This is a genomic window from Streptomyces sp. NPDC044064 (assembly GCF_056434245.1).
Window position 1 is genome coordinate 1 of record NZ_JBWKFN010000070.1, and the last position, 4,740, is coordinate 4,740.

Annotated in this window: 1 protein-coding gene and 2 pseudogenes; all 3 read left to right on the top strand. The window is 69.9% G+C overall.

Annotation, left to right across the window (positions count from 1 at the left end; translation table 11 throughout):
* Positions 1 to 9 precede the first annotated feature (9 nt).
* Positions 10 to 159, top strand: a pseudogene (locus AC07DS_RS46180) (KR domain-containing protein); the annotation flags it as partial.
* 36 nt (positions 160 to 195) lie between these two features.
* Entirely contained in the window at positions 196 to 975 is a 780-nt protein-coding gene (locus AC07DS_RS46185) for an acyl carrier protein (protein WP_479154725.1), read from the top strand.
* Between the two features lie 37 nt (positions 976 to 1,012).
* Positions 1,013 to 4,740 (top strand): annotated as a pseudogene (locus AC07DS_RS46190) (type I polyketide synthase); the annotation flags it as partial.

A 4,740-nucleotide genomic window follows, 5' to 3' on the forward strand; every position in this document is an offset into this window, starting at 1 on the left:
ACGCGGGGCATGGATCTGAAGGGGTTCGTGCTGTTCTCGTCGATCTCGGGTGTGATGGGTTCGGCGGGGCAGGGCAACTATGCGGCGGCGAACGTCTATCTGGATGCTCTGGCTTTGTATCGTCGTTCGCTGGGTTTGCCGGGGCAGTCGCTTGCGTGGGGTGCGTGGGCGCCGACGGCTGGTATGACGGCGGCCTTGTCCGAAGCCGACCGCAAACGGATCACCTCGTCCGGTATCCCGCCGTTGACAGTGGAGCAGGGCCTGGCCCTCCTCGACGCGGCGACCACCCTCGATGAGCCCTACCTCATCCCGATGGGCCGTGCCGCAGGCCCGATGCGGATGCCGGGAGAGGTACCTCCCCTGCTGCGCCGACTGGTCAAGGGCACCAGGCGAGCCGCTTCGAACATGGGCTCGGCGGCCGGAACGGCCGCGGCCCTGGCGATACGGCTGAGGGAACTGCGCGACGGTGACCGGGTCCCGCACGTCCTTGACCTCGTACGAGCCGAAGCGGCAGCCGTACTCGGCCATGCATCTGCCACCTCGGTCGACGCCGGGAAGGAGTTCCAGGAACTCGGCGTGGACTCACTGACCGCGCTGGAGCTGCGCAACCGGCTCACCGCCGTCACCGGACTGCGCCTGCCCGCCACCCTGGTCTTCGACCACCCCACCCCGGCCGTCCTCGCCCAGCACCTCCTCGGCGAACTGCTCGACGAGGCCGGACCGGACAGCGGACAGCCCGGCCTTCTCGCGGAACTCGACCGACTTGACGCCATGTTGACGGCGGCAGACGAGCCGGACGAGTCGACCCGTTCCGCGGTCTCCCTCCGGCTCCGCCATCTGCTGGAGCAGTGGACGGCCGCGGCCCCCGACTTCGACGCGTCCACGCACAGCGTCGCGGAGCGCATCGCCTCCGCCAGCGCGGACGAAGTCCTGGCGTTCATCGACAACGAGCTCGGCCGTTCGAGCGACCGCTGACCAGCTCTCTCGTCACCCAAGGAAGGCTCCTCTCGCCATGTCGAACGACAGCAAGCTCGTTGACTACCTCAAGTGGGTCACCGCGGACCTGCACCAGACTCGCCAACGACTGCTGGAAGTCGAGTCGGGAAAGCAGGAACCCATCGCCATCGTCGGCATGGCCTGCCGGCTGCCCGGCGGCGTACACAGCCCCGAGGACCTCTGGCGCCTGGTCCTGGAAGGCCACGACGCCATCTCTCCGTTCCCCGCCGACCGCGGCTGGGACCTGGCCGCCCTTGCAGGGGACGGGAACGGCGGCAGTGCGTCCGTCGAAGGCGGCTTCGTCGACGCGGCCGAGTTCGACGCGGGCTTTTTCGGGATCTCACCGCGCGAGGCCGTCGCGATGGACCCGCAGCAGCGCCTTCTCCTGGAAAGCTCGTGGGAGGCATTCGAGCGAGCAGGCATCAAGCCGGAGACGCTCCGGGGCAGCCGTACCGGCGTGTTCGTCGGCACGGCCGGCGTCGACTACGTCGGCGTGGTGATGAACTCCGCCGAGGACGTGGAGGGGCACGCCACCACCGGGCTCACGGCGAGCGTGCTGTCCGGACGGGTCTCGTATGCGTTCGGGCTGGAAGGCCCGGCGGTCACTCTGGACACGGCCTGCTCGTCGTCCCTCGTCGCACTCCATGTGGCGGCACAGGCCCTGCGCAGCGGCGAGTGCTCGATGGCGCTTGCGGGCGGTGTGACCGTCCTGTCCACGCCGATGAGTTTCTCCGGCTTCAGTCGTCAGGGTGGTCTGGCCTCGGACGGGCGGTGCAAGGCGTACGCGGACGCGGCGGACGGCACCGGCTGGTCGGAGGGCGTCGGTGTCCTCGTCCTGGAGCGGCTGTCGGACGCCCAGCGCAATGGTCACCAGGTGCTGGCGGTGGTGCGGGGCTCTGCCGTCAATCAGGACGGTGCGAGCAACGGGCTCACCGCTCCGAACGGTCCGTCGCAGCAGCGGGTGATCCGGCAGGCGTTGGCGAGTGCGGGGCTTTCGGCGCGGGATGTGGACGTGGTGGAGGGGCACGGTACGGGTACGCCGTTGGGTGATCCGATCGAGGCCCAGGCGCTGCTGGCGACGTACGGCAGCGAGCGTGATCCGGAGCGTCCGTTGCTGCTCGGTTCGCTTAAGTCGAACATCGGTCACACGCAGGCCGCGGCGGGTGTCGCGGGTGTGATCAAGATGGTGATGGCGATGCGGCACGGGGTGCTGCCGCGCACCCTGCACGTGGATACCCCCTCCACGCACGTCGACTGGTCCGAGGGCGAGGTCAGGCTGCTGACCGAGGCGGAGTCCTGGCCGGCTTTGGACCGGCCGCGACGAGCCGCGATCTCGGCTTTCGGCATCAGCGGCACGAATGCACACACCATCATCGAGCAGGCCCCCACACCGGCGGATGACGACCGAGAGGAACCCCAGGCCACTCCCGCCGTGGTGCCTTGGGCGGTGTCAGGCAAGTCCGAAGCGGCACTGGACGCGCAGCTGGAGCGACTGACCGCGCTGGGCGAACTTCCGGCGCTGGACGTGGGCCTTTCACTGGCAGCGGAACGGACTCACTTCGCGCACCGGGCAGTGCTGGTGGAGGGCGTCGAGGTTGCTCGTGGTGTGGCGGTTGAGCGGTCGTTGGCGGTGTTGTTCTCGGGTCAGGGGTCACAGCGGCTGGGTATGGGGCGTGGGTTGTATGCCCGGTTCCCGGTGTTCGCGGAGGCGTTCGACGCGGTGTGTGCGGGGTTGGACCTGCATCTGGACCGGTCCGTGCGGGATGTGGTGTGGGGTGATGACGCCGATCTGCTTGACCGGACTGTGTATGCGCAGGCGGGGTTGTTCGCGGTCGAGGTGGCGTTGTTCCGTCTGGTCGAATCGCTGGGTGTGCGGCCGGAGTTCGTGGCCGGGCATTCGGTCGGTGAGGTGGCTGCCGCGTGTGTGGCGGGGGTGTTCTCGCTGGAGGACGCCTGTGCGCTGGTCGCTGCTCGCGGGCGGTTGATGCAGGCGTTGCCCGAGGGTGGCGCGATGCTCGCCGTTGAGGCGACCGAGTACGAAGTGCGGCCGCTGCTGGGCGAGTCGGTGGCAGTGGCCGCGGTCAACGGCCCGGCGGCGATCGTCCTGGCGGGCCCCGAAGCCGACGTGCTGCGGATCGCCGACGAGCTGACGGCCCAGGGACGGAAGACGTCCCGGCTGCGGGTGTCGCATGCCTTCCACTCGCCGTTGATGGACCCGATGCTGGAGGACTTCCGGGCGGTCGTGTCGGGGCTGTCCTTCTCGGCGCCGGAGATTCCGCTGGTGTCGAACGTGACGGGTGAGTTGGCGTCCGAGGTGGTGTGCGACCCGGAGTACTGGGTGCGGCACGTCCGTGAGACCGTCCGTTTCGCCGACGGAGTCGCCGCCTTGAGCGAGGCCGGTGCCACCGCCTTCCTGGAACTCGGCCCCGACAGCGTCCTGTCCGCGATGGCGCGACACTGCCTGTCCGGCGCGGAGGACATGGTGGCGGTGCCTGTCCTGCGCAAGGATCGGTCCGAGGAACACGCGCTCGTCACCGGGCTTGCGCACCTCCACGTCTCCGGAGCACGGCTCGATCTGACCGCGCTCTTCGACGGCACCGGCGCCCGCCGCGTCGACCTGCCGACGTACGCCTTCCAGCACGCACGCCACTGGCCGCGCCCGGCCGCACATCCGGGTGACGTACGTGGCGCGGGGCTGATGCCTGCCGAGCACCCGTTGCTCGCCGCGATGGTCGCGCTGGCGAACTCGGACGGCATGGTGTTCACGGGCCGCCTGTCCTTGAGGGCACACCGCCGACTCACGGACCACCTCGGTGGGGAGGGCGTGTTCCCGGCCACGGGGCTTCTGGAGCTGGCCATTCGCGCCGGCGACCAGGTCGGCTGCGGTCGCGTCGAGCAACTCACCGAAACGGAACCGCTCGTCCTGTCCGAGGACGACACGGTGGTGATCCAGGTATGGATCGGAGCTCCCGACGACTCCGGCGCCCGCAAGGTGGCTCTCTACTCGCGCCGTGACGGCGCCGAGGACGGCGCATGGACGGAACACGCGTCCGGCGTGCTCCTCGCGGAGGAACAGGGGCAACGCCCCTTCGAAACCGCCGACTTCGCCGTCTGGCCGCCGCGGGGGGCGGTCGTCGCCGAGGCCGGCAGCGAGGCCGAGATGGACACCGAGACAGGTGTCTCGGTGTGGCGGCGCGACGACGAGACGTTCGTGGAGGCCGTGCTGCGCGGCGAGGCCGCACAGGAAGCCGCGGGGTACGGTCTGCATCCGGCCCTGCTCTCCGCTGTGGTGCGGGAGGCCGACGCCCGGGAGCTGGTGCCGGTGGCGTGGAGCGGGGTCACGCTGCACGCGGTCGGCGCACCGATCGTCCGGGCGCGTGTCGTTCCCACCGGCGAGGAGAGCGTGTCGGTCACGGTGGTCGACGTCGACGGTGGTCCTGTCCTGACAGTCGAATCCCTCGTCCTGGCGGAGCCCGGCACCATTGTCACCGGCGGGCAGCCGGACAGCCGCGATGGGCTGCTGCGCCTGGAGTGGGTCCCTGCCGCGGCGCAGTCCACGGTGGCTGGTGCGGATGAAGCCATCCAGAGTGTGACGCTCGAAGCCGATGCCCTTTCGCTGGCCGGAGTGCCGGATGACGCCTCCCTCGTTGTGGTGCCGTTGGTGGGGGAGGGGGTGGGGCCGGGGGTTGTGCATGGGTTGTTGGGGCGTGTGTTGGGTTTGGTGCGGGAGTGGTTGGCGGGGGT